The organism is uncultured Treponema sp., assembly GCF_945873775.1.
Taxonomy (GTDB): Bacteria; Spirochaetota; Spirochaetia; order Treponematales; family Treponemataceae; genus Treponema_D.
This window is the reverse complement of record NZ_CAMCEC010000016.1, coordinates 27,687-52,741: the sequence shown is the minus strand read 5'-3', so window position 1 is coordinate 52,741 and position 25,055 is coordinate 27,687. Positions and strand designations below refer to the sequence as shown.

19 protein-coding genes and 2 tRNA genes are annotated in these 25,055 nt (G+C 40.6%); 15 read left to right on the top strand and 6 right to left on the bottom strand.

Annotated elements, in window-relative coordinates:
- Positions 1–742 precede the first annotated feature (742 nt).
- From sufC to sufU, 5 genes are read left to right on the top strand one after another with little or no spacing between them, the layout of a single operon-like run.
- Positions 743–1,582: a Fe-S cluster assembly ATPase SufC gene (gene sufC / locus Q0N70_RS08630; RefSeq protein ID WP_294015867.1), complete on the top strand. Its 840-nt coding sequence runs from the start codon at positions 743–745 to the stop codon at positions 1,580–1,582.
- A gap of 15 nt (positions 1,583–1,597) precedes the next feature.
- Positions 1,598–3,013, top strand: coding sequence for a Fe-S cluster assembly protein SufB (gene sufB / locus Q0N70_RS08625; RefSeq protein WP_294015865.1), 1,416 nt, complete (start codon positions 1,598–1,600; stop codon positions 3,011–3,013).
- Positions 3,014–3,024: 11 nt separating this feature from the next.
- On the top strand, positions 3,025–4,077 hold the full coding sequence (locus Q0N70_RS08620) for a SufD family Fe-S cluster assembly protein (RefSeq protein ID WP_294015863.1): 1,053 nt from the start codon (positions 3,025–3,027) through the stop codon (positions 4,075–4,077).
- Positions 4,078–4,087: 10 nt separating this feature from the next.
- A complete protein-coding gene (locus tag Q0N70_RS08615) occupies positions 4,088–5,332 on the top strand; it encodes a SufS family cysteine desulfurase (protein WP_294015861.1) in 1,245 nt (414 codons plus the stop codon).
- Between the two features lie 26 nt (positions 5,333–5,358).
- Entirely contained in the window at positions 5,359–5,832 is a 474-nt protein-coding gene (gene sufU, locus Q0N70_RS08610) for a Fe-S cluster assembly sulfur transfer protein SufU (RefSeq protein ID WP_273353599.1), read from the top strand.
- A gap of 30 nt (positions 5,833–5,862) precedes the next feature.
- Here sufU and Q0N70_RS08605 read toward each other — a convergent pair whose 3' ends face one another.
- The gene (locus Q0N70_RS08605) at positions 5,863–6,096 is read right to left on the bottom strand and encodes a CopG-like DNA-binding protein (RefSeq protein ID WP_013701687.1); all 234 of its coding nucleotides are present in this window, start codon (positions 6,094–6,096) and stop codon (positions 5,863–5,865) included.
- A gap of 147 nt (positions 6,097–6,243) precedes the next feature.
- Here Q0N70_RS08605 and Q0N70_RS08600 point away from each other — a divergent pair.
- From Q0N70_RS08600 to Q0N70_RS08580, 5 genes are all read left to right on the top strand, one after another.
- A tRNA-Gln gene (locus tag Q0N70_RS08600) sits at positions 6,244–6,314 on the top strand.
- 36 nt (positions 6,315–6,350) lie between these two features.
- A tRNA-Glu gene (locus Q0N70_RS08595) sits at positions 6,351–6,422 on the top strand.
- Between the two features lie 117 nt (positions 6,423–6,539).
- On the top strand, positions 6,540–7,772 hold the full coding sequence (gene tyrS / locus Q0N70_RS08590; protein ID WP_294015857.1) for a tyrosine--tRNA ligase: 1,233 nt from the start codon (positions 6,540–6,542) through the stop codon (positions 7,770–7,772).
- A gap of 77 nt (positions 7,773–7,849) precedes the next feature.
- On the top strand, positions 7,850–8,482 hold the full coding sequence (locus Q0N70_RS08585; protein WP_013701685.1) for an adenylate kinase: 633 nt from the start codon (positions 7,850–7,852) through the stop codon (positions 8,480–8,482).
- Positions 8,483–8,597: 115 nt separating this feature from the next.
- On the top strand, positions 8,598–10,085 hold the full coding sequence (locus Q0N70_RS08580; RefSeq protein WP_294015855.1) for a pallilysin-related adhesin: 1,488 nt from the start codon (positions 8,598–8,600) through the stop codon (positions 10,083–10,085).
- Here Q0N70_RS08580 and Q0N70_RS08575 read toward each other — a convergent pair.
- Positions 10,082–10,735 carry a hypothetical protein gene (locus Q0N70_RS08575; protein WP_013701683.1) on the bottom strand — a complete coding sequence of 218 codons (654 nt, stop codon included), beginning with the start codon at positions 10,733–10,735 and terminating at the stop codon, positions 10,082–10,084. The genes Q0N70_RS08580 and Q0N70_RS08575 overlap by 4 nt on opposite strands.
- A 347-nt stretch (positions 10,736–11,082) precedes the next feature.
- Here Q0N70_RS08575 and Q0N70_RS08570 point away from each other — a divergent pair, with 347 nt between their 5' ends.
- The 4 genes from Q0N70_RS08570 to Q0N70_RS08555 all read left to right on the top strand — a co-directional run bounded on the left by Q0N70_RS08570 (position 11,083) and on the right by Q0N70_RS08555 (position 17,047).
- Complete coding sequence (locus tag Q0N70_RS08570) at positions 11,083–12,387, top strand: hypothetical protein (protein ID WP_294015852.1); 1,305 nt, start codon at positions 11,083–11,085, stop codon at positions 12,385–12,387.
- Positions 12,388–12,709: 322 nt separating this feature from the next.
- Entirely contained in the window at positions 12,710–14,263 is a 1,554-nt protein-coding gene (locus tag Q0N70_RS08565; protein WP_294015850.1) for a hypothetical protein, read from the top strand.
- Between the two features lie 60 nt (positions 14,264–14,323).
- Positions 14,324–15,142, top strand: a complete 819-nt coding sequence (locus Q0N70_RS08560; protein WP_294015848.1) for a hypothetical protein — start codon at positions 14,324–14,326, stop codon at positions 15,140–15,142.
- Positions 15,143–15,184: 42 nt separating this feature from the next.
- Complete coding sequence (locus tag Q0N70_RS08555) at positions 15,185–17,047, top strand: hypothetical protein (RefSeq protein ID WP_294015846.1); 1,863 nt, start codon at positions 15,185–15,187, stop codon at positions 17,045–17,047.
- Between the two features lies 1 nt (position 17,048).
- On the opposite strand, the gene Q0N70_RS08550 is transcribed toward Q0N70_RS08555, so the two are convergent.
- The 4 genes from Q0N70_RS08550 to Q0N70_RS08535 form a co-directional block, all read right to left on the bottom strand.
- Entirely contained in the window at positions 17,049–17,975 is a 927-nt protein-coding gene (locus Q0N70_RS08550) for an Rpn family recombination-promoting nuclease/putative transposase (protein WP_294015845.1), read from the bottom strand.
- A gap of 177 nt (positions 17,976–18,152) precedes the next feature.
- A complete protein-coding gene (locus tag Q0N70_RS08545) occupies positions 18,153–20,735 on the bottom strand; it encodes an ATP-dependent RNA helicase (RefSeq protein WP_294015843.1) in 2,583 nt (860 codons plus the stop codon).
- Positions 20,726–21,904, bottom strand: coding sequence for a CapA family protein (locus Q0N70_RS08540; RefSeq protein ID WP_294015841.1), 1,179 nt, complete (start codon positions 21,902–21,904; stop codon positions 20,726–20,728). The genes Q0N70_RS08545 and Q0N70_RS08540 overlap by 10 nt, the downstream gene beginning before the upstream one ends.
- Before the next feature lie 263 nt (positions 21,905–22,167).
- Entirely contained in the window at positions 22,168–23,010 is an 843-nt protein-coding gene (locus tag Q0N70_RS08535) for a DNA/RNA non-specific endonuclease (RefSeq protein WP_294015838.1), read from the bottom strand.
- Between the two features lie 425 nt (positions 23,011–23,435).
- Here Q0N70_RS08535 and galT point away from each other — a divergent pair, with 425 nt between their 5' ends.
- Positions 23,436–24,944, top strand: a complete 1,509-nt coding sequence (gene galT, locus Q0N70_RS08530; RefSeq protein WP_294015836.1) for a UDP-glucose--hexose-1-phosphate uridylyltransferase — start codon at positions 23,436–23,438, stop codon at positions 24,942–24,944.
- Positions 24,945–25,055 lie beyond the last annotated feature (111 nt).

The following is a 25,055-nucleotide window of genomic DNA, read 5'->3' as shown; positions in this document are numbered from 1 at the left end:
TAGAAGAATTGAAATAAATAAAGTTGAAATGAGCTTAAATTTTTCCATATTTATCATGTTTTTGCTAATTTTAAATTCTTGCAATTTTTTATAAAAATTTATCACATTTTTTTTCAAAATACAATGGATTTATTCATTCCTTAAGAAAATTAATTGTATTAACTTGTGTTAAATCAAATCTACAAAAACAGTCTATTCTATCTCGATTTTTGCCAAGAATAATTAAATTACTTTTTTTCCTCACGAAATAAGGTCTGTTCCCACTTTACACGAAATAAGATCTGTCCCCCTTTAAATAAATCTTCGTTATAACTGTACAAAATAAGTTATTTTTCATTTGATTTTTTAATAGTATTTGACGTAAAATATTATCGTTTTTATTTTTCATGCTGAAGCTCTGGGACTTGATCAGGGCAAACGCATTATAAATAATTTAAGTAAAGTTTGCGCGAAGAAACGGTTCCTGGGGCAAAAACACTCTGATTGTTGCGACCGCGTGAGCGGGCAATTCTATAGTTACTTTGCAACAATCAGCGTGTAGCGCATTATTGCGCGATTTTGAACCAGGAAACCGTGCCTGAAAGCCAGTTTTATGCTGAATACATTTATAATGCGTTTGCCCTGGGGACTTGATTCCTAAACATTGCAATTTTCCTATAATATCAGTATATTTTAGTCATACATGGGAACTTTTTAGAACTTCGGTTTAAAAAAGCCTACTACATTTAAAATGAGGAATCCTATGGCAGAACCGCTGCTTTCAATTCAAGATTTGTGCACATCTGTTGGCGAAAAACAGATTCTTAAAAATATTTCATTGGACGTTGCTCCTGGAGAAATCCATGTTCTTATGGGACCGAACGGAGCTGGAAAATCAACTTTGGGCTATACTTTGATGGGAAGTCCCGAATATTCTGTAACCGGCGGAAAAATTGTCTTTAACGGTCAGGACATCACTTCTGATTCCGCGGACAAAAGGGCAAAGGCAGGCATTTTTCTTAGCTTTCAGGAGCCGCTTGAAGTTCCGGGCGTTTCGCTTGAGTCGTTTATCCGCTCGTCCATGCAGCAGGTTACAGGCCAGAAAGTAAAGCTCATGCAGTTCAGCCGCGAGCTTGAAAAAAACATGGATCTTCTTAAAATGGACCACAGCTATGCTTCCCGCGATTTAAATGTTGGATTCAGCGGAGGAGAAAAAAAGAAGAGTGAAATCCTTCAGCTTTTGATGCTTAAGCCTAAGCTTGCCATTCTTGACGAAACGGATTCAGGGCTTGATGTTGACGCCTGCCGCATTGTTTCCGAGGGAATCAAAAAATACATGGAAGCTTCCGGCGGTTCTCTTATTGTAATAACCCATTCAACTAGAATTCTTGAAAATCTTTCCGTGGATAAAACCCATATAATTGTAAAAGGCCGGCTTGTTCATACCGGGGACGGAAGCCTTGTTCAGAAGATAAACGAGGAAGGATTTGACGGCTTTATTCCGCAGGAAATAAAAGATGCCGAGCGCAAGGAACAGCTTGCCGCCGCTGCAAAAGCTGCAATGGACGCTGTAAAGATGAACGCTGCCAATGGCGGACTTTAATCAGGAAATTTGTTTATGGGCGAAGAAAAAACAAAAGTTTCAGATATTGACCGTTCTCTTTATGATTTCCGCTACGAGGAAAGCGACAGGGACTTTTATAAAATCCGCGCAGGTCTTGACGATTCAATTGTCCAAAAGCTAAGCGAGGAAAAAAACGACCCTGAATGGATGAAAGAATTCCGCTTAAAAAGCCTTCATTTGTTTAACGAGATAAATGAGCCTGACTGGGGACCTGACATCCGCGACTTGGACATTCAGAAAATCGTAACTTATGTAAAGCCTAAAACTGAAATGGCTGCAAAGTGGGCAGATGTTCCAAAAGACATAAAGGACACTTTTGAAAAGCTTGGAATTCCAGAAGCCGAGCGTGAAAGCCTTGCCGGAGTTGGAGCGCAGTATGACAGCGAAGTTGTCTACCACAATGTTATAAAAGAAGTTGCGGAACAGGGCGTAATCTACACGGACTTTGAGTCGGCGTTAAAAAGCGATGAATGGGGCGGAATGGTAAAGGAATATTTTATGCACCTTGTTCCTCCGTCTGACCATAAATTTGCGGCTCTCCACGGTGCTGTTTGGAGCGGCGGAAGCTTTGTCTATGTTCCAAAAAATGTAAAGGTAAAGATTCCTTTGCAGTCATATTTCAGGCTGAATGCGGCTGGAGCAGGACAGTTTGAGCATACGCTGATTATTGTGGACGAAGGCGCGGACTTGCACTTTATTGAAGGCTGTTCCGCTCCAAAGTACAATGTGGCGAATCTTCATGCCGGCTGTGTTGAGCTTTATGTAAAGAAAAATGCCCGGCTGCGTTATTCAACAATTGAAAACTGGTCAAAGAATATGTACAACCTGAATACAAAGCGCGCCATTGTTGAAGAAAACGGACGCATGGAATGGGTTTCCGGCAGTTTTGGAAGCCACATTTCATATTTGTATCCGACTACAATTTTAAAGGGCGACAATTCAAGCGTTGAATTTACTGGAATCACTTTCGCAGGAAAAGGCCAGAATCTTGATACTGGCGCAAAGATGGTTCACATTGGAAAAAACACTTCAACTGTAATAAACACCAAGTCAATTTCAAAAGGCGGCGGAGCTTGCACTTACAGAAGTTCCATTGTCGTGAACAAAGACGCAAAAAACTCAAAGGCGAGCGTGGACTGCTCTTCACTTATGCTTGATGACGAAAGCCGCAGCGATACAGTTCCTGCAATGAACGTAATGACAGATGACTGCGACATTGGACACGAGGCAAAGATTGGCCGCATTTCAAACAAGGCGATTTTTTATCTTATGAGCCGCGGAATCAGCGAGGAGGACGCAAGGGCTATGATTGTTTCCGGCTTTGCAAATCCTGTGAGCAAGGAGCTTCCGCTTGAGTACGCTGTTGAAATGAACAACTTGATTCAGCTTGAAATGAAAGGCAGCATGTAAGGGGCTAGCGAATGGAAAATTTTGAAATAGACGTAAACCAGTTTCCAAGCCTCACTTGGAATTTTTTGAATATAAACAGAACACGCCTTGAGTTCAGCAGTGAATTTAAAGCTTGCGATGCAGTTTCTGGCGCAAAGGAAATTGAAAATTCAGCTTGCTATGATTCAATAAAAACCGGGCTTGGTGAAAACTTTGACAAGAAGTTTGATTCTCTTTTGCAGAAAAACGGAATAAAGACTTTGCTTTTTACAGCGGAATCCAAAAATCAGGTTCAGAAAATTGAACTTTTTGCGCAGGAAAATGAAGCTTCTGTTTGCGACATTGTAATCCAGGCAAAGGAAAATGCGCAGGCTTCTTATATTTTTGTCTATAAAAGTGAACCGGAACTTTTAAATGCTCAGCTTGGAGTTAGAATCCGTGTGCTTGCACAAGAGAATTCGCACGTGCATATTTGCTGTGTGAACTTGCTTGGAAAAAACGCCGTGCATTTTAATTCAGTTGGCTCAAACTGCAAGGACAATGCGACTATAGAAATAACGGAGCTTGAACTTGGCGGAAAAAAAACGTTCAGCGGAACTTTCAATACCCTTGAAGGATACAAGAGCCGTTTCTTGGGAAGAGCAGCCTACGTTGTAAAAGGTGACTCTTTCCTTGACATGAACCAGGTTGCGCTGCAGACAGGCAAAAGCAGTGAAAGCCGTTTTTCTGTAGACGGAGTTTTGCTTGAAAAGGCGAAAAAAACTTGGCGAGGCACAATCGACTTTAAGAAAGGCTGCGCGGATTCAGTGGGAGATGAGCAGGAGGATGTTCTTTTACTTAGCCCGGACGTTGTGAACAAAAGCCTTCCTGTTATTCTTTGCGATGAGGAAGCTGTTGAAGGCCGCCATGGGTGCTCAATTGGCAAAGTTGATATGGAAAAACTTTTCTATATGCAGAGCCGCGGAGTTGACGAAAAGACTGCGAGAGAGCTTTTGACAAAGGCAAAGGTTTCAAAGGTTTCACGGTTTATTCCAGATGAAAGCCTTGTGGAAGAAATCAATTCTTTTGTTGAAGCGATTATATAACGAGGAAACTATGTTCAGTGCAGAAGAAATACGCAGCGATTTTAAGATATTCAGCCGGCCGGAAAATGAAGGGCTTATTTACTTGGACAGCGCGGCTACAACTCATCGACCGGAATGTGTGATTCAGGCGGAAGCTGATTTTTATAGAAGCAACAATGCCAATCCTTTGCGCGGACTTTACGCTTTGAGCATAAGGGCGACTGATGACTATGAAAACGCAAGGGCTTCTGTTGCAAAATTCCTTAATGCCGCCGAGCCTGCGGAAATTATTTTTACACGCAATGCTTCTGAAAGCCTGAATCTTGTTGCGTACACTCTTGGACTTTCTGAAGTTCAGGCAGGGGACGAAGTTGTTGTAAGCTGCATGGAGCATCATTCGAATATTCTTCCGTGGCAGATGGTCTGCAATGCAAAAGGCGCAAAACTTGTGTGGCTTGATTGCGATTCTTCCGCGGAAATTTCGGAGCAGGAAATAAAGGCGAAAATAAATTCCAAGACAAAGATTGTTGCGGTTGCGCAGGTTAGCAATGTCTTTGGAATAACAAATCCTATAGAAAAAATCGCAAGCTATGCTCATGAAGTTGGAAACGGCGGAAAGGGAGCTTACGTTGTTGTGGATGGAGCTCAGAGCGCGCCTCATAAAAGAATCGATGTGCAGGCATTGGGTGCGGACTTTTTTGCTTTTTCGGGGCATAAGCTTTGCGCTCCTATGGGAATTGGCGCTCTTTATGGTAAAAAACAGTTGCTTGAAAAAATTCCGCCTTTTTTACGTGGTGGAGAAATGATTGAATATGTTACACGCGAAACTGCGACTTTTGCTGAAGTTCCGCATAAATTTGAAGCTGGAACTGTAAATGCCGGCGGTGCAGTTGCGCTTGCAAGGGCGATTGAATATATTCAGGGAGTCGGGCTTGATAATATAGAAAAAAATGACGACTCTCTTGCCCAGACCATGATTGAGGGAATGAAAAAAATCCCTTATCTTCATATAATCGGAAACGACGACTACAAAAAACACTGCGGAATTGTTACTTTTACGATTGACGGTGTGCATCCGCATGATATTGCTTCAATTCTTGATACAGAAAAGATTGCGGTTCGGGCAGGACATCATTGCGCCCAGCCTTTGATGCAGAAACTTGGCGTAGGTTCAACTGCGCGCGCAAGCTGCTACTTTTACAACACTCAGCAGGAAGTTGAAGTTTTTATTGAAAAGCTAAAGCTTGTCCGCCGCTGGATGGGATTCAAAGAATAAAGGCAATTAAAAACTGAGGTATTAACATGGATTTGAAATCGCTTTATCAGGAAATTCTTAACGAGCATAATTTGAACCCGACCCACAAGGGTGTTATGGAGAATCCTACATTTACATTGCAGGGCGTGAATCCTAGCTGTGGAGACAATATTTATCTTCAGCTTAAAATTGATGATAACGGAGTAATTTCGGAAGGAAGCTTTAACGGCTCTGGATGCGCTGTAAGCCAGGCTTCTGTAGACATGATGCTTGATGACATAATTGGAAAGCCAAAGGATGAAGCATTGCGGCTTGCCTCCCTTTTTATGGACATGATTTACGGCAAGGTTGAAGACGACGACGCTTTGGAAGAGCTTGATGAAGCTGCAAGCTTAAAAAATATCAGCAAAATGCCTGCACGCGTAAAATGCGCAGTTCTTGGTTGGCACACAATGGAAGAAATGCTTAAAAACGGAAAAACTGCCGGTCAAGGAAGCGTGGAGCACTGCACAACAGAATAAATTTTGCTTAGCCTTTGTAGATTTCTTTATTTATAATCCAGCCTTAGCAAATACTTCTTCAGCTGGAATTGGTTTTTCTTTTCCGCTTTTTATATCCTCGAGGATTTTTTCAGAAAGATAGATGTCTTCTAAATCTTCAAGATAATCTTCAAGCAAAAGGTTATAATAGAAACTTGTTGGCCTGTGTGTTTCTTTTGCAAGAAAGTCCATTCTGCTTTTAAGTTCTGGTGTTGTTCTGAATGTTACTGTTGCGGTCATTGCCATAATTCTACCTCTTTGTAATACAACGTAATCGATGTATTACAATTTGTCAAATAAACAAAAAGTGCAATAACCAAAATTTTTCAATAAAAACAATGATTTGCTATTGACTTTTTTTTTATGACCTTGTATTTTATATGCACATTGCATTCCCCGATTGTGTAATGGTAGCACTTGAGATTCTGGTTCTCACTGTGGGGGTTCGAATCCTCCTTGGGGAATATAAGCTGGACTGCTAGTCTGGCTTTTTTTGTTTAGGTTCCTTCGTCTATCGGCTAGGACGTGACCCTCTCAAGGTCGAAAGACGGGTTCGATTCCCGTAGGAACCGTTTGCTCCTGTTTTGCGCAGGGGCTTTTTTTATGCATTTTTACTAGAAACTCATAGGAAAAAATGATAGTCTTTTGGAACATATAAAAATCAGTATTCATTTAACTTGGAGTAGGAAATGACATTTTTTGATGAGCTTCAGTGGCGCGGACTTGTTAAGGATGTTGCCGGAGAAGACATTGCGGACAAGCTTAACAATGAAAAAATCACATTTTACTGGGGAACTGACCCTACAGCAGATAGCCTTCATTTGGGACATTATTCGTCTTTGGTGACGGCAAAACGTCTTGCGCGGGCAGGACATCACCCGATTCTTTTGGTTGGCGGCTCTACAGGTCTTATTGGAGATCCGCGTCCTACAGCAGAGCGTGAAATAATCAGCCACGAAACGCTTGAAAAAAATCTTGCGGGAATAAAAAGCCAGGTTGACAGGATTTTTGAAGGAAAGGCTGAAATTGTAAACAACTACGACTGGACAAAAGACTATACTTTCCTTGAATTTTTGCGCGACATTGGAAAATACATAAACGTAAACTATATGCTTTCAAAGGAAATAATTTCGCGCCGCCTTGACACTGGAATTACTTTTGCGGAATTTTCATACACGCTTTTGCAGGGCTATGACTTTTTGTGGCTTTACAGAAATAAAAACTGCATTCTTCAGGCTGAAGGCGCAGACCAGTGGGGAAACATAACAACAGGCCTTGAGCTTATCCGCAAGATTGAAGGCAAGGAAGCTTACGGATTCACAATGCCGCTTGTTTTGGACAAGTACGGAAATAAATTCGGAAAAAGCGCAGGAAACGCATTGTGGCTTGACTTGAACAAAACTTCAAGCTATGAGCTTTATCAATACCTTGTGAATGTTGACGACTCAATGGTTGTTGACTACCTTAAGATTTTTACTTTCCTTTCAAAAGAACAGATTGAAGAGCTTGAGGCAAAAAACAAGGAGCATCCAGAGCTTCGCGAGGCGCATAAGGCTTTGGCGCGTGAAATTATCACTGATTTGCACGGAGCGGCAGAGTTTGAAAAAGCCGTGAATATAAGCAGTTCTCTTTTTTCAGGCAACGTGAAATCTCTTAGCTTAAAGGACATTGAAATTGGATTTAAGGATGTTCCGACCGTCTCGATTTCAGAAGGCGAAAAACTGATTGACGTGCTTGTAAACAATAAAATCGCTTCAAGCAAACGCGAGGCAAGGGAATTTCTTGCGGCAGGCTCAATAACTTTGAATGGCGAAAAGTTCACGGACGAAAATATGCCTGTAACAAGCCAGCTTGCAATCGAAGGAAAAGTGATTGTTTTGCGCCGCGGAAAAAAGAAAAACTACATTGTTAAATTTGGTTGAGAATTTGCAAATTCTGATTTATAATATCATGCGGTGTTTTTATAATGGCACGCTAAAATTTTATGGGAGCAAAACAAATGAATTTTATTTTTTTAGGACCACCGGGAGCAGGAAAAGGAACTTTGGCGGCGCAGGTTGCTGAAGAGTACGGAATTCCTCAGATTTCAACAGGAGATATTTTCCGCGAGAACATCAAGAACCAGACAGAGCTTGGAAAAAAAGTCAAGGCAATTCTTGATTCCGGCGGACTTGTAAGCGATGAAGTTGTTCTTGAAATTGTAGAAGACAGGCTCAAGAAAGATGACTGCAAGAACGGCTTTATCTTGGACGGATTTCCTCGCACAATTCCACAGGCAGAAGCATTTGAAAAACTTGGAATCGATGTAAAAGTAGTTAACTTTGAAGTTGACAACGACTTGATTATTGCGCGCCTTTCAAATCGCCGTGTATGCAAAAACTGCAAGGCAAACTACAATGTTAAATTTATGCCTCCAAAAGTTGAAGGCAAGTGCGACAAATGCGGCGGAGAGCTCTTTACACGCGAAGATGACAAGCTTGAGTCTATAACTCACCGTCTTGAAGTTTACAGAAAAGAAACTGAGCCTCTTATTGAATTCTACAAGAAGCTTGGAAAAATCACAGACATCGACAGCGCAAGAGATTCAAGCCTTGTTCTTGTTGACTTTAAAAAGCTTTTTCCAAAGAAATAAGATTTTAAGCATTTAGCTTTTATTGGCTGTTCGGCAATCGGGCAGCCTTTTTTTTCTTTGCTACTGAAATTTGTTTCGCCTTGAAAATCATTTCCAACTCTTGTATTATTTTTCTATGCAGAAAAAAGTTACACTTGCTCTTTTTATTGTGATTGTGGCGGCAGGAGCTGTCGCGTTTATTGCAAAGAATTATTTCTATAAGCCAGATAAAAATAAAGCATCAGCTTTTGTTGTTGTGCCGATGTCGAGTTCCGCGGAAGAAAAAAAGAATTCAGCATTTTCTTCAATGGAAGAGGATAACGCGCTTGTTTCTCTTGTTCCGCTTAATCCCAACGAGACTTTGATAAGCATTGTGAGCATGGATTTTGACGGCGACGGTTTTGATGACCAAGTGAATGTAATCAGGACAATGGACAGTCCGTACCTTGCGATTTTGGTGGGGCTTTATAATCCGCAGAGAACTGTTTACGAAAGAAAAGCTGTCATTGCCACGGAAATTTCCCAGGCGCAGACTTTTTCTTATACCGGCATGGATTTGACCGGCGAGCACAGAACCGCTTTGGTTTATCAGGGATTTGCAGATAACGGAGATTCCATTCTGCAGGCGTTTTTTATTTCGAATTCAGGCGGAAGCTTTTCGCTTTTAAAGATTGCCGATTTGCGTGGTGACGGAACAATTTTTATTCAGCAGCTTGACCGGTACGATGCCTACGAACGCTCAAAGGCAAACGGCGCAAGTTTTCCAATCTGGGTTTATACTTCGGACACAGAACGGCCGGGCAGCGCAGATCAGCTTCAAATTCAGTACGAATGGAGGCATTCAGAAAACAGCTATGTAAAAACAAGAACTGTCCGTGTTGCAGGAAGCAGAATTACGGCAAAGGAACTTGCGAAAATTCAGGACGGAACTGTTGCCACATTTGCAGGCTTTTTGAACGGACTTTGGTATATGCCTGAATCCAACGGCAACTTGCGGTATGTTTTTTTTGACTATGATTCCCGCGAAATTATTTTTTTCAAGGACGATACGGAAGAAGTTTACAAGTGGGCGCACAGCAATATCCGGCGCAATGGAATTTATCTTTCCACTATAAATCAGGAAATTGAAAATCTTCAGCGCAGAATTGACATAAGCCTTAAAAGCACAGAAGAAATTCATATAAGAATTCAAGATGATGTGCGGATGCTTATAAGTGAAAATGCTGTGTGGGACGGAAACTACAAAAAAAATGGAAAAAATATGTTTTTGAAAAACGCTTCATCAAACTCAGGCAGTGTTTCGGCAGTTTTTGAAAAAGACAGCACTTGGAAAATTCCAGATGGCTCTACAGTGAAGCTTCAGGGCGGAAAATATTCAATGGAATCTGAAGGCTTTTTGGAAACTGGCATTTACACTTGCTTTGTGAATGAAGGCGTTTCGTTTATCCAGTTTCGGCCTGATTCTGAAAACAATGCGCGTTTTTCTGGAATTTATAAAGTGACTATGGAAGAAAACAATACGCCGCAAAAGAAATATGTTTTGCATCCGTGCAGGGCGACTGGCTACGGAATAGTTCCGCAGGAGTCACGCCCAGTTGTCCTTATGATTCCGTCTGACAGTTAATAAACAAGATTTATGTTGTCAACAAAAACTGAGCCTGAAAAACTTTTGCCTTTTATTTGGAAAGAAATGGTTCTTATGTCGTCTTTTTCAATTAAGCCAGAAATTTGATTGCCGTTTTCGTCTGTTATTTCGTGAAGCAAGTCAAAGTAGACATTTATGTTTTCGCCTATGCCAAGAAGAATTTCTTGTGTCCTTGAAACTATGTGATGCGGTCCGCCTTGAGTTTCCAAAAGAATTGCAAGCGGATTTTGGCAAGTGTTGTTTATGTCTGCAATCAAGGCTTTTGCGTCTGTCCAGTCTTTTTGAACAAGATTTTCTATTGCAAACGAAGCTTTTGAGTTTTCTGGAATTTTTGCAAAGCTCCATTGCGCGCAGAAATCTCCTTGTGAGTTCCATTCTTCCGTGGTGTCCGTGTCTGTGGAATAATCGTCGCTTTTTGTTTCGCCTAGGGCATACCAGAAGTTTTCTTCTTCAAATCCGTCTATAAGCTCAAGAGTTCCTTTTGGAAGCGGATTATTTATAGGAATGATTTTTGCCACTGTGTTTTTTTCCGTATTGATTTCTGTGTCCGGTTTGCTTGGCATGGAAGCGCACGACACTAAAAAAGCCGCCGGTATAAAAAGAAGCATTGCTTGGACTGTTTTTTTCATAATTCCTCCGTATAAAAATGATTGAATTTTAATATTAACCTGAAAGTCGAGTTTATTTAAGTGTCATTCCCGTGCTATGACACGGGAATCTGTTGAAAAAATTTAATAGATTATCAACCGAGTTTCTTTCAGAAACATCGCAGGGTCAAGCCCGATAATGACATTTAATTATAAAACTTGACATTCAGGATATTAACTATATATACGCTTTTTTTCAAAAACTGCAAGGCTTCCGAAATAATCAGCTGTGCCATTTGATTTTTTTGTGTTTTCTCTGTAGAATCAGTAACTAATATTATGCTACTTTGTTTATAGTACTTTTCTTTTTTAACTTTTGGAGGCTTTAAGTGAAAAAGGTTGTTTTGGGAATTGCCGCTGCGCTTTTTGTTGGAGCAGCTGCTAGCGCGCAGGTTTTGGAAAGAGCGCAGATTAAGAACACTTTGTGGACTGGATTTGGAAATCCGTTTGACGGCGACACAATGTTCTATGGTTTTACTGATATTTTTCAGGCAAGATTTGATCAGGGCAAGTTCACGATGGACGGAATGCTCAACATGGGCGCATTGGCCAACTATGAAAACGGCGGCGATGTTGACAACTTTGAAATTGGAACAACAAACTTGAATCCGCTTGCTCTTCACTACGGACGCAATACTCGTAACACGAATGAAGAAAATTACAACAATGCTGTTAATTCAAACAATACAATTACAGACGCTTTTTATTTGAACTTTGTTTACCATATTAACCGCAACTTTGATTTTGGAATGGGAACAAAACTTAACTGGAAAGTTGGTCCTGCTCCGGGATACGGCGACTGGGTTTGGGGACCTAATGCTCACGTAAGACAGGGCGGATTCAGCACAGCTTACGATGACCGCTCAGGCTCATTTGCCCCTAGCTCAACTTCATCAGACTGCGCAGGCTACTACAAGTTTACAGTTGACAGACCGGGCACTGCTGATGTTGTTGGATTCATTCCTTATTCAAATTCCTATGCAAGAAGAGGTCTTGGCGTAAGATATGTTTCAAAAGGAAAAATGAATTTTGAAGCTGGCGCTGTTCTTCCTAACGGATTCAACACAGATGATCCTGCTGTAAACTTTGGTGTGAAATTCGCTCCTGTAAACTGGGTTAGCATTGGCGCTGTAATGGAAGGCGCGTTTGAAGATGCCGCAAACTTCTATGCAGGCTCAACAATCGGCGCAAAAAACTTTGTTCTTGATGTTTACCTTGCAATGGATTCTTTGTTCACAAAAGAAAAGGATGACGAGGCTTATGGAATTGGAGGAGCAATTACATTCTCTCTTCCAAACTCAAAACTTTCTTTGCGTCCGGAAGCCGGCTTGAACTTATTTGAAAACGATGATTACACATTCGCCTGGTACGCTGGAGCTGCTCTTATTGTTCCTATTAACAAGGACTTCCAGTTCAATGCTTATGGTTCGCTTGCATTTGGTTCTAAGGACAAAGACTGGGATGATGACGACTGGAACGGCGGACACATCTTTACAATCCGTCCTTCTGTAAAATACAAGTTCTCTAAAAAGACTGACTTTGATCTTAACCTGAACTTGGAAAACAGAAAGGCATTCGACGGAAAAACACGCAACGCTTGGTCTTGCGGTTTCTATGTAAGCCACATTCTGTAAAAAAAGATCTTCGGGTCAATGCCCGAAGATGACAGTATTACAATCCTGTCATGGGGATGTCTCAAAAGTACCTTTTATGTCATTTTCGGGCTTGACCCGAAAATCTAATGTATAGTTAGAGATTGTTAACCGAGTTTCTTTCAGAAACATCGCAGTATCAAGTACGGCAATGACATTTGGAACATATTAGACATCCCTATCTGTGTAAGCGCATTTATTTCTATATAAATGCAGAGAATATGCTGTGGAATTCAGCTGAGGACCCACCACCGTAAAATCCGGACTTCTCTTAACTCTTTTTTTCGTTTAGGGGGACATCTAAATGAAGTTTATAAAGGCGTGCTCTGCCTTCTTTTTAATTTCCTTTCTTTTTGCCTCGTGCATGGACAATGTAGGCGATTCTGATAACAGCGGAATTATCGGTTCAAATTCTTCTTCAGGCTCAAGCAATGCAAATCAAAACAATGCAAGAGTTTTGCTTTATGATGACGTTGCAAATACTGTGTGGTTTGCTTCAAATGAATATAGATTCGATTTTCCAGAAGATAAAGATAAAAAGATTGTTTATTTAAATTATATGCCGGACGGTATTAATACGGAACGATGGATTCAGCTTACCGCAGAAGAAAACGGCATAACAAAAGCGAAGATTATTTATTCTACAAATATACGCGAAATAGGAAAAACTTCTGAAGTTTCTTTTTATAAAGAAAGCAATGGCAATGTTTACTTTAAATGCGATTTTCTTTCTGCAACAGGTATGCAGATTGCCACAGATAACAGTGCTTCGTTTTTTGACTATGAAAAAGTTCCTGCATTAAAATCTGACTATCTTTCAAATTTTGATGGAAAATATAAATTGAATAATAAAGGCTGGGAGCTGCAAATTGGCGCAAAGCTCAGCATTTCTAAAGATGTAAGCCATTACTGGTTTGCAAATGTTCTTGCCACAGAATATGACGAGAACACAAAAACTTATGATTTGCTTTTGGCTCACACTTCCCAAAAAGGTGCGGCAGGCTCAACTAGTCCTGGCATAACTGGAAACGAGCCTTTTATAACAAAGCAAGGTCTGTTTTGGAATCACTGTACCCTAAAAAACAATGGGGGGGGCGAGTGGAGAATCCAATGGTCTTCGGATTGGTACGACAGCCCTGCGGAAGCTATGGATTCCACTCTGGATATGGATGACACATTTAATGGTCCTTCTGAAACATTGATTCACTATGTCTTTAACTTCTACTTTGGAGAACCTGTTCAGTCAAAAGACAGTAGCTTGGAATATTGGACAGTGAAAAAAGGTGATTCGATAGGAACATACACAGAAGATTCATATACTTCAAAAACTTGGACATGGGCTGAAATAAAAAAACACATTCCTAGCTACACAATTCCAGAAGACAAAATTGAGGATTATTGGTGGTATGGACTGCCTAATTCATTTTATCTTAACAAAGATTCCTATGTTCATGAATTGAAGTCAGATTCTGCTGAATTGTCTTTGGAAAGTTATGATATTTATCTTGCATTAAAGGACAAATTAAAATTTGAAACTGAAAATTTACCTGACAATGGAACTTTTGTAACTAAAAAGTCTAATGGACATACTTTGAAAATGAATGGTTCAAGTTTTAATTATGATTCTACAGAATATACTTGTATACAAGTTAAGTTATGGTTATCTGGTAGTACTTATAATGGTTATGCGATATTGCTTACAGATGGTTCATCTAATTATGCAGCTTATTTGATGCATTATTATGGTAATCAGTATTTTCATGTGAGACCACCAAAGGTATATACTGAAAGCAGTTTGCCTGATACATATGATTGGAGCATTATGAATTCTCAGATTAGAGATTTTACAAAGCAATAATTCATCTTACACAGCTCCTAGCATAGTGAGCTGTAAAATTTAAACGCAATGGAGTTTTTTATGAAAAACACAAAATTTTCTTTTAACCGCGCTTGGTTGGTATTGACCGCGCTTTTGATGTCTGCATTTGTTGCAGTTTCTTTTACAAGCTGTAAATCAGATGACGACGATGATGATAGCATTCATTATTCTCTTTACCCCGTCGAGCTTTCCGCTGACGACCCCGTCGAGCTTTCCGCTGACGACCCCGTCAGCGGAGTGTATTCCACAACTGCATATAGTAATTATGGGGCTGAGATTGCTTTTATTTTGCGTCCTTCAATTGCTTACGCTACAGCAAGTTCATGTGCAGCTCTTAATTCTATTGATGGTTTAACTGAAAATTCTGATTATATTAAAAATCCTAATACCTATGATTCGGAAGTGAAATATCTTAACTTAAAAGGTTCAAACAAAGTTTATGTTGTTTACAATCTTCTCTCTGGTGCAGATTCTTCTGATGGAATTTCTGATAGTGAATTGGATAAGCATTCTGGTGTAATTCTTTTTCAGGCAAAATATTCGCCGTATGGTACTCCAAGCGTTGGTTGCTGGTATGGCGTAAAATTTCAGTTCCTTACAAAGAATGGTGAAATTCCAACTTCTTTAAATAAAGATTCTGTATTTAGTGACACAAAGATTTATATTGAAGGTGCTGCAGGAGATGCTTATAAAAATATAACAACTCTTGATGAGGCCGTTGAAAAATTTGCATTTAATAATGCGGATTGTTTTAACACAACTTATTGGACTTCTTCTTCATCTGGTGCAGACAAAACTGGCCGCACAGTTTCTTCTTCTATTGTTCCAACTAAAAATGTTTTTTCTAAAGTAGAATAATTTTTTTCATCTTCGGGGGCAAATCCCGAAGATGTCATTGATATGAAAAATCTGTTTGCTTTTCTCTTTGCTTTGTCTGCTTCTTTGTATTCCTTTTCTCAGGAACTGGAGCTTCCGGGCATTACAACAACAATTCACCGCGCAAAAAATCCAGAGCTTATCGTTCTGGACGAAGATGCTTTGTCTTCTTTTTCTTGTGCAGAACAGGCTTTGGAAAGCGCGGGCTTTGCATTTAAAAAAGGAAACAATGAGCTTACATTTCATGGCTATTGGAATTCTTCAATAAAAATTTACATAAACAATGTGCTTGTGAACGATCCCAATACCGGCAAGTTTGATTTTTCTACTTTGGACTTTTCCACTGTAAAATCTATAAAAGTAAATCCTGCCGCGGTAAACGGCTCTGTTGCAATTTACATAACTACGGTTTCCTGCGACTTTAGCAAGATTCATGCAGGCGCGGAGCTAAAAACTCAAAGTTATCTTTCATCCGTGAACGACAGTCCTGCGGCAAGAACTGAATTTTCTGTTCCACTTATTTTTGAAAACGGCTCATCTCTTTTTGTGCACGAAGCTTTCAATGTTTCGCACAAGAAAAATCATTTTGGCTACCGTTCGCTGGATGCAACTTACAAGCCGGATTTTAGCGATTCGTATTCAGGTTACAAGAAAAAATATTCAGGCTATGAGCGCACGCTTTTTAACAATTCACTTTTTGCAGAATTTGCCACGCAAAAATTTCCTGGCGCTTCGTTTGGATTTTCAAGCTATGCAATCTATTCCGATGCCAACTGCGGAAAAACTGGAGGCGCGTATTTTACAGAAGAAAATCAAAAAGACCTTTCGCTTGTTTTTGCGCTTCCTGTGTTTCTTCCGTTTGAAAAATGGAACTTAAAAGTTTTGCCATCGTACAAATATTCAGACCTTGACTACACAAAGCACGCCCGTTTTTCAGATTTGGGAAACGAATACAAAGTAAGTAATTTTTCTTTTCAGGCGGAAAGTTCTGTCTTGGACTTTTTGGAATTTTACGCGCTTTGTTCTTATGATTTTTCTGATGAAATTTCTTCTGGCAAAGAAAATGCAAATTATTCACATTCGCTTTTTTCTGCGTTCTTTTCTCCGTCTGTAAAGTTTGAAATTTTGGGCTGGAACTTTTCTATGTCGCTTCCACTCGATTATTTTGAGCTTTCAAATACTTTGAGTTTGCTCTACAGTTTTTCAGCAGAACGGAACTTAGAAAATTTTGCTTTTTTCTTTAAGGCTTCAAAAAACATAACGAATCCAGTTTTTCAGCAGCTTTATTATTCAGGTGATGGCGGAACCGGAAATCCAGATTTAAAGAGCGAAAGCGCATATTCGTTTTACACAGGACTTTTGTACTCGCAAAAATTCGAAGTTTCTGTAAAGCCTTTTTTGATTTTTTATAAGGACAAAATCGGGTGGGTGAGCGATACAAGCGGCTCTTGGTCGCCGGACAACTGGGGCTCATCCGTGAATTGGGGCGCGGACTTTTATTTTTCCACCAAAGAGCTTTTTGGCAATCTTGAATTTTCTGCAAGCTATACTTTTTGCAAGGCTGTCTTGACTTCAGGTGGAAGCACGGATGGAAATCAGATAATGTACACACCTGTGCATACTTTTTCTTTGACTGAAAAATATTCGTTTTTTAATGATTTTATTTGGACAACAGTTTTTTCTTATAATTCAAAAAAATATACAAGCAATAGCAATATTCTTTATGTGCCTGATTATTTTAATTTGGATACAAGCCTTTCCTGGACAGGAAAAAAATTTTATGCGCAGTTTTTGTGGCAAAATGTTTTTGACTTTCAGTATGTCCATGTTGACGGCTATCCTGCGCCTGGAACATCATTCACATTAAGCGCAGGAATAAAATTGTAAGCTATTTAATTTCCTTTTGAAGTTCTAGCACTTTTTCAAGCGGAAGATTTGTAACCATCGAAACTTGCTCTGGCGTTCCTATATTTTCCTGAAGCATTTTTTGCGCAGTTTCAATAATTTTTTGATTTGCAATATCATTGGCTATGCTTTGTGCAGCATCTTTGACCATGTCTCTAGCCATATCTTGAGCAATTTCCTTGGCTCTTTCTTTTGCAATATCTTGAGCTATGTCTTGAGCAAGTTCTTTGGCTCTTTCCTCTGCCTGAATAGCCATTTCCTGTTCCCATGTCATAAACCTGTGCCTCCACTGCGCGTTTGTTTTTACACGCTCAACCAGCGCGGAGAGCCTGTCTGTGAAACCGGAAGTCGGCTCTTTTCCGCAGAGATACTTGAAAAATGATTTCAGTTCCTCGGACTTCATTGTATCATACTTTTTAGCATTGAAAAAGATGTTTACTGTTCCGTCATCCATTGCAAGCTCGTTGTCCTCATCGGCGCGGTAGCGGAATGTGTAGACTGGGAATCCTTTTCCGAATGCGTCTCCCATGCACAAAAAAATAACATAGCTTTCATTAAGCACGTCATAGCCTGCTCCGTGCTGCACATTGTCAACATCCATCAGCCCTTGATAATACCGGGCGCGTTTTGCGAGGGAAGTGCTGCGCGTTGTCTGAATCTCTATGTCGAACGAGCGGCCGTTTCCGTCCTTTACATATACGTCGAATCTTATTCCGTGCGATGTGAAGTCAGTTTTCAGAGATTTTTCTGCGGCTGGCTTTTCGATTCTGTCGATTTTTATGTTGAGGAGAATCTCGATAAGATGCCTGCAGATTTCCGGGTTGTCCTCAAGGACTTTGCAGAATATGAAGTTGTCTGCGAGTGTGAGCCGCTCCCATTTCTGAGCCGGTGTAAGTTCATGTCTTTGCATTTTTTCTTCCTGTTTGTGCTTGAAAATTTCTATACTTATTCATTGCCGCAAAAATGCAGAAAATGCATGGTTTTGAAGAGTTTTTTATAAGCAGCGGGGATTTTTGCTGGTTTTAAGATTAGAAAAAATAATCCCATGATGTTTCATGGGATTGGTATGGAGTAAAATTTTCAATATTTACTTATACATTCCGTCCAAAAGTCTGTAGAGCATATTTATTTTTTCTTTTCGCGAAATATCAAGCTCTGAGTCCTTTGTGTCGTCAATAAGTTTTTCAAGAGATGCAAGGCTTTCATTAAGCGCGGTTGTAAATCCTCTTGAAACCTTGAACCAGTAAGTTCCGTTTCCGTCTGTAAATAGGCAGACAAAACCAAGCTCTTTTGAAGCGGCTTTTGCGACCGTTATGCGCATTACAAATTCAATGTTTTTTACAAGCTGTTCAAGTCCGCCGTTTTCAAAAATATTTATGTTCAGTTTGCGCGGCCAGGATTTTTCATCAATTGGATTCAAGTTGAGCGTCTTTGCAATTTTCATTATGGCTTCCATTTTTTCGCCGGAAAGCAGCTTGAATCCGCCCTTCATAAGAATTGTGCCTTTCATTCCTGCAATGTTGTTCAAGAGGCTTTCGTTTGTTTCCTTTGAGGCTGCGCTTTTGAATTCATTCCACGGAAGAAGCAATGTCTTTTTGCCTTTGATTTTTTTGCATTCAAATGACTCTCCGCCGAACGAAACTGTATTTTCATCCTTTTTCTTGTCTTCTTTTTTTGCGCCCTTTTTGTTTTCTTGCTTTTCTTTTTTCTTTGATTCTTTTGGGGCTTGAGCTTTTTCTGCTCTGTCCTTTTCTTTTTCCGCGCGGATTTTGTTGAGTTTTTCTTCAAGCCCTGGACTTATCTGCTCAAGGATTTTTTTTGTAAGAGGCGAAACACTCATTGCAAACATTCTGCTTGTGCGAACAATTTCTCCGGCTACAATGTAAACTGGATTCGTCTTGAACATAGATGAGCCTGGATGAATTGAAATGTGATCCTGCGTAAGGCTTCTGTAGTTTTCTCTTCCTTCGCGCACGCACACAAACTGAATCATTCCGCAGCCAATGCAGCAAAGGTAGTCTTCCATGTTTCCGTTATTTAAAATCGGAAGCTGAAGCTTTTGCGACACGATTTCTTCAAGCTGAATTTTTATGTTCTGGATTTCAGCCATGACGCGCTCATCAAGATAATTCTTTTTGCAGAACGCTTCCTTGTTTTTCATTTCTGAATAAGTCCTGAACATTTTTACGTAGGCAACAAAGTCTCCCTGCATATCTCTGAATGAATGGTGGGCTTGACGGGCATCCATTTCTTCTCCAACAGGAAGCACGAATGGAGACTGCGCGCTTAAGAACGAAGACGCAATCAGAACTTCTTCCATTACATTCGGATAGCGCATTATGCTTTCTACAATTATTCGGCTTATGCGAGGCTCAAGCGGGAACTGAACCATGAGTTTTCCGATGCTGGAAAGCGAGCCGTCTTTTTCAAGCGCGCCCAGCATATTCAATGTGTTGACAGCTCCAACAAGTCCTTCGTGTCCGGGCGGCGAAATAAAATCAAACTTTTCAAATTCAGTTATTCCAAGCTCCGCCATGCGCAAAACAACTTCGCTCAAATCTGTTCTGTAAATCTCTTCAGTTGTGTATTCCTGGCGGCTTTCAAAATCCTTGCGTGAATAAAGCCTGTAGCAAGTTCCTTCACAGGTGCGTCCGGCTCTTCCTCTTCTCTGGCTGCAGCTTGCGCGGCTTACCGGAGTTTCCACGAGGCTTGAAGTGAATGTCTTTGGACTGTAAAAATTCAGCTTCGCAAGTCCTGAGTCTATTACTGTTGTAATTCCGTTTATTGTAATAGAAGTTTCTGCAATGTTCGTGCTAAGGACAACTTTCTTTTTTCCGAACGGAGCATTGTCAAAAACCCGTTCCTGCTCTTCTTTTGGAAGCCTGCCGTAAAGCGGAACAATGTGGATTTTGTTTCTGAAAGTAGCATTGTACAGCCGCTGCATGCAGTCCTTTATTATTTTTTCGCCCGGAAGGAAAACGAGAATGTCGCCAGTTTCCTTGTTGTCCAGCACCCGGTCAATTGTTTTTTCTATTTTTCCAAGGATTGCTTCAACTCCGGCTTCTGTTGTTGTGGTCGGCTTGGATTCAGGCGGATCATAAACCATCGCTACCGGGAATGTCTGTGTTTCAATATTTATGATAGGGCAGTTGCCAAAATATCTGCTGAAGTTTTCCGCGTTCATTGTGGCAGAGCTTACTATTACTTTAAAGTCGTGGCGCACTGCAAGAATTCTTTTTAAAAGTCCAAGCGCAAAGTCTATGTTCAAACTGCGTTCATGCGCTTCATCCACCATGATAATGGAATACTTGCTCATGTATGGATCAAGCTTCATTTCCTGCAAAAGAATTCCGTCTGTCATTATTTTGATTTTTGTTGTCGGGTCAGTCTTGTCTTCAAAGCGAACTTTGTATCCTACAAGCCCCGGATATTTTGTCTTTAGCTGCTTTGCAATGAACTCGCTTACACTTAAAGCCGCAATTCTTCTTGGCTGGGTTACGGCGATTGTTCCTGTCTGCGAGTATCCTGCCTCGTGCAAGATAACGGGAAGCTGCGTGGTTTTTCCAGAGCCGGTCGGACTTTGCACTATTATAACCTGATTGTTTTTTAACGCTTCAAGGATTCTTTCTTTCTGCTCATAGACAGGAAGATTTTTGTAGTTTATTGACATCTAGTTTTTCCTTTTATTTGTTCCATAAGTTTTTTTCTTTCTGAAAGATACGGTTTCCATTTTGAAGTTTCTTCCAGTGTATTTAGAAATTCATCATTCAGCTTTTTTATGACGAAATATTTCTCATCTGTAATCAGCGTTGTAACAAGAACTGGATTCACCCAGGTAATTTTTGCTCCGCCGGAATCTTTTTCAAAGGCAACTTGCGAAATGTAGCCGTCCCCGGTGTATTCCCGTCTGTTGGCTGGATTTGAAAATTCAGGATTTCTTCTTTGCCCGCTGATTGTGTTTCCCATTGCATAGAAAATAATTTTTCTAGGAACTCCATCAAAAGTTATAAGCTCCCAGTCTTTTGCAACGTGCGGATGGTTTATCCAAAGAACGTCAACGCCAGAATCAATAAGTGCATGATAAAATTTTTTTTGATTTTCAGCAATGGTCAAAACATATTCTTCTTCCGCGCAGTGAAAGCTTAAAATCAGCAAGTCGCATTCGGCTTTTTTCTGCTTTATAAGCTCAAGGAATTTCTCTCGCTCTTTTTGTGTCGGCTTAAGAAAGTCAAAGTACTCAGTGTCTAGCCATTGGTTTGCAAGCTCTGTTACCGCGGCAAAAAGAATTTTCCAGCCGTCTTTTTCAATCGGAATGAACTCTATTTGCTCTCCCTTGTTTTTCTTGATTCCGGCAAAATAAAGCTCCTTGTTCTGCGCGTTGAGCTGGCTCTGCTTTTTTTCAAAGTATTTGCGCGTGGACTCAAGCCCGGCTTTCCCATAGTCATTGCAGTGGTTGTTTACAAGGCTGAACACGTTGAATCCGGCTTCGATTGCGGCATCTGCATAGCTTTCCTTTACGCTGAACCGCGGGTATGAAGAATAGTCTTTTTTGTTGTCCACGGAAGTTTCCAAGTTAGCAAATGAAAAGTCTGCTTGCCTTACAATGTCTTCAATTTCCGTGTAAATGTCGTGAAAGTTTCCCCTTGTGTTTTCGGAATGCGCCATTATGTCGCCTGCAAAAGTAAGCAGAAGCTTTCCGTCCAGAAAATTTTGAGATGTAACAAGCTCGTCTTCTTTTATTTCAAATTCATTTACGGCAGGCTCTTCTACTTTGGAAGATTCGCACGAAGCAAGCAGCAGTCCGGCTAGAAAAATCGCACTAATAAACACTCTTTTCATTAATAGAAATTATATAGTCAACTTCTGAAAATTGCAATTTTTATCATTATCATCAGCTTACGGATTCCCGCATCAAGTGCGGGAATGACAGTTTAGTCAAAAATTGCGGGTGTATAAATTTTAGGAATATTAACCTGTCAAATAAGAGCATATTAGGGTGTCCAGTATGGACGTATTGGACAGTCCAATATGGACGTGTTATGGAGTCCAATACGGCAATGTTAGAGTGTCAAATATGAAAATAACAGTTTAGTCAAGACTTGTTATTGCCTGGTTTGCTCCTGCTTGTTCATATTGCCATTATCCGGCTTGACTGGGTAATCTTGTGTAAATATATTTTCTGTCTGGCTTTCAACTTCTTCTTCAATGGAATCGTCTAGCGCGCTGAAAAAGTCTATGCCACATCTTTCTTCCACTTCGTTTACGCAGACTTTGTACGAGAAAATATCCTGCTCGCTCTTTTCGTTGGGAAGTATAAAGCCTATTGACTGCCAGTTTCCGTCTTTGTCTTTTGAAAGAAGGACTTTGTAAAAGTATTCTGGAACACAGACTTTGCTTTGCCCTATGGAGCTGTATTCTTCAGGCTGTTTTTCAAGAACCGGGCCTGTCGCTACAATCAGAAAGTCAAGGCTTTGCGCGTATTTTCTGACTTGGGCTTCAAGCTCTTTCCAGATTCCCCTGTTGAACTGCGGAACTTGCGGCGTCATGTTGCTCATCAAAAAGCTTTCGTTTTCACTTTGCTCGCTCCAAGCCATGTCTGCTGCCGGAGCAAGATGCCCTCTGTCGTATCCGCTTGCCTTGTAGTCTGAAAGTTTCGCGCTTCCTGTTGAAATATTCTTGTCTTCAATGAATTTGTTTGTCCGCCGGGCGTTTTTTATGAGCTTTTCCTGTGTGAGCGTGTAGCTTACCCATTCTGCGTCCTTGTATCTGTTTCTAAAGCACAGTGAAAACCCCGAATATTTGTGGACTTCATGGTCGCCTCCATTTTCACCGCAAATAGTTGCAGGGCAGCGCGGAATTTCCAGTTCTGATATTTCTTGCGGAAAAACTGATGCCGCAAGCAAAATGTGCAGGGAAACAAGGATTATTTTATGCTTAAAGTTCATACAGAAAAGCTATTTTAATTCTAAAAGCGTGTATGTCAACCATTTTCAAAGTAAATAAATGCCTGCACTTTCAGCGGAAAATCATAATTGGCTAGGGTTGCAATTTTTTTTGTTGGAAGAAATAACAAAGATTTTCTATTCGAAACTCTTTGTTATTTCCTTGTATGCCATGCGGCAAAAAAAAACAGCAAATTACGCCAATTCTGCTTTTTCGCTTCCGTTCCGGCATTTATTTAGCCTGAATGCCAAGCTTTTTTGTCATTGCCGGGGATAGACCCGGCAATCTATTTCGCTGCAAATTTTCATGGATTATCCGGTCAAGCCGGATAATGACAGGTGAAGCAATAATGTCTTTTGAGCAACTGATTGCGCGCATTGGTGAAAGTCTGTTTGACAGCTGGGGAAAATCATTTTAAAATTGCGGTATGAATATTTACGAATCTATTAATTCCCTTGCAGGCTATGGTCTTGCAACTGGTCTCATCAAAAAAGATGATGTTGTTTATACAAAGAACCGTTTGCTTGAGCTTTTTGCGCTCGATGGATTTGAAAACGAGAAGCAGGCGGAATTTGTTCCTTCCGTAGAAGTTTGCGAGCTTGAAAATATTCTAAAAACCCTTTTGGACTACGCTGTTGAAAAAAAGTTCATAGAAGACAGCATTGTTTACCGCGACTTGTTCGACACAAAGATTATGTCTTGCCTTGTTGCACGCCCTTCAGAAGTTCAGGCTGAATTCAACTCTCTTTATAAGAAATCCGCAAAGGAAGCGACAGACTGGTATTATAAATTCAGCCAGGACACTGACTATATACGCCGCTACAGAGTCTGCAAGGACTTAAAATGGAAGGCAAGCACAGAATACGGCGACATCGACATTACAATCAACCTTTCAAAGCCTGAAAAAGACCCAAAGGCAATCGCAGCAGCACGCAACGCAAAGCAGGGCGGTTATCCAGCCTGTCTTTTGTGCAAGGAAAATGAAGGCTATGCAGGACGCGTAAACCATGCCGCGCGCCAGACACACAGAATTATTCCTGTTGAGCTGAACGGAAGAATGTTCGGGCTTCAGTATTCGCCTTATGTCTATTACAACGAGCACTGCATTGTCTTTAGCTACGAGCACGAGCCAATGAAAATCTGCCCGCAAACGTTCCGCTATCTTTTTGACTTTATAAAGCTTTTTCCGCACTATATAATCGGAAGCAATGCCGACTTGCCGATTGTTGGCGGCTCAATTCTTTCACACAACCATTTTCAGGGCGGAAACTACGAGTTCCCTATGGCAAAGGCTCCAGTTGAAGAAAAATTCACTGTCGCAGGCTTTGAGGACGTTGAATGCGGAATCGTAAAGTGGCCGATGAGCGTAATCCGCCTGGACGGAAACGACGCTGAAAAAGTCTGCCTTCTTGCTGACAAGATTCTTGAAAAGTGGAGGGCGTATTCAGACGAGGACGCATTTATCTTTGCTGAAACTGACGGCGAAAAGCACAACACAATCACGCCGATTGCCCGCATGAAAAACGGAAAATTCGAGCTGGACTTGGTTTTGCGCAACAACATAACCACTGCCGAACATCCGCTTGGTGTGTTCCATCCGCACGCAGAGCTTCACCACATAAAAAAGGAAAACATCGGGCTTATTGAAGTTATGGGGCTTGCGGTTCTTCCATCAAGGCTTAAAAAGGAACTTGCGGGCTTGGAAGATGCTGTTTTGAGCGGAACAGACTTTAGCGCGGATGAAGTTCTTGGAAAGCATTACGACTGGGTAAAATCATTTGTTCCAAAGTACAGCAGCATAACAAAAGACAATGTTGGAAAAATCCTTCAGGACGAAGTTGGAATTGTGTTTGCAAAAGTTCTTGAAGACGCCGGCGTTTACAAAAGGAATCCAACAGGCAAAAAAGCATTTGAAAAATTTATAAAATCGTTGTAGTATGTGGAGATTCTAAATAACTTGAAATTCGAGTTTGGTAATTTAATGTCATTATCGGGCTAGACCCGATAATCTGTTGAAAATTTACAACCGATTCCCGTGTCAAGCACG

Bases quoted from the DNA above. Each gene is read 5' to 3' on its own strand.
- sufC (WP_294015867.1), top strand. From the start codon at position 743: ATGGCAGAACCGCTGCTTTCAATTCAAGATTTGTGCACATCTGTTGGC.
- sufB (WP_294015865.1), top strand. From the start codon at position 1,598: ATGGGCGAAGAAAAAACAAAAGTTTCAGATATTGACCGTTCTCTTTAT.
- Q0N70_RS08620 (WP_294015863.1), top strand. From the start codon at position 3,025: ATGGAAAATTTTGAAATAGACGTAAACCAGTTTCCAAGCCTCACTTGG.
- Q0N70_RS08615 (WP_294015861.1), top strand. From the start codon at position 4,088: ATGTTCAGTGCAGAAGAAATACGCAGCGATTTTAAGATATTCAGCCGG.
- sufU (WP_273353599.1), top strand. From the start codon at position 5,359: ATGGATTTGAAATCGCTTTATCAGGAAATTCTTAACGAGCATAATTTG.
- Q0N70_RS08605 (WP_013701687.1), bottom strand. From the start codon at position 6,096: ATGGCAATGACCGCAACAGTAACATTCAGAACAACACCAGAACTTAAA.
- tyrS (WP_294015857.1), top strand. From the start codon at position 6,540: ATGACATTTTTTGATGAGCTTCAGTGGCGCGGACTTGTTAAGGATGTT.
- Q0N70_RS08585 (WP_013701685.1), top strand. From the start codon at position 7,850: ATGAATTTTATTTTTTTAGGACCACCGGGAGCAGGAAAAGGAACTTTG.
- Q0N70_RS08580 (WP_294015855.1), top strand. From the start codon at position 8,598: ATGCAGAAAAAAGTTACACTTGCTCTTTTTATTGTGATTGTGGCGGCA.
- Q0N70_RS08575 (WP_013701683.1), bottom strand. From the start codon at position 10,735: ATGAAAAAAACAGTCCAAGCAATGCTTCTTTTTATACCGGCGGCTTTT.
- Q0N70_RS08565 (WP_294015850.1), top strand. From the start codon at position 12,710: ATGAAGTTTATAAAGGCGTGCTCTGCCTTCTTTTTAATTTCCTTTCTT.
- Q0N70_RS08560 (WP_294015848.1), top strand. From the start codon at position 14,324: ATGAAAAACACAAAATTTTCTTTTAACCGCGCTTGGTTGGTATTGACC.
- Q0N70_RS08555 (WP_294015846.1), top strand. From the start codon at position 15,185: ATGAAAAATCTGTTTGCTTTTCTCTTTGCTTTGTCTGCTTCTTTGTAT.
- Q0N70_RS08550 (WP_294015845.1), bottom strand. From the start codon at position 17,975: ATGCAAAGACATGAACTTACACCGGCTCAGAAATGGGAGCGGCTCACA.
- Q0N70_RS08545 (WP_294015843.1), bottom strand. From the start codon at position 20,735: ATGTCAATAAACTACAAAAATCTTCCTGTCTATGAGCAGAAAGAAAGA.
- Q0N70_RS08540 (WP_294015841.1), bottom strand. From the start codon at position 21,904: ATGAAAAGAGTGTTTATTAGTGCGATTTTTCTAGCCGGACTGCTGCTT.
- Q0N70_RS08535 (WP_294015838.1), bottom strand. From the start codon at position 23,010: ATGAACTTTAAGCATAAAATAATCCTTGTTTCCCTGCACATTTTGCTT.
- galT (WP_294015836.1), top strand. From the start codon at position 23,436: ATGAATATTTACGAATCTATTAATTCCCTTGCAGGCTATGGTCTTGCA.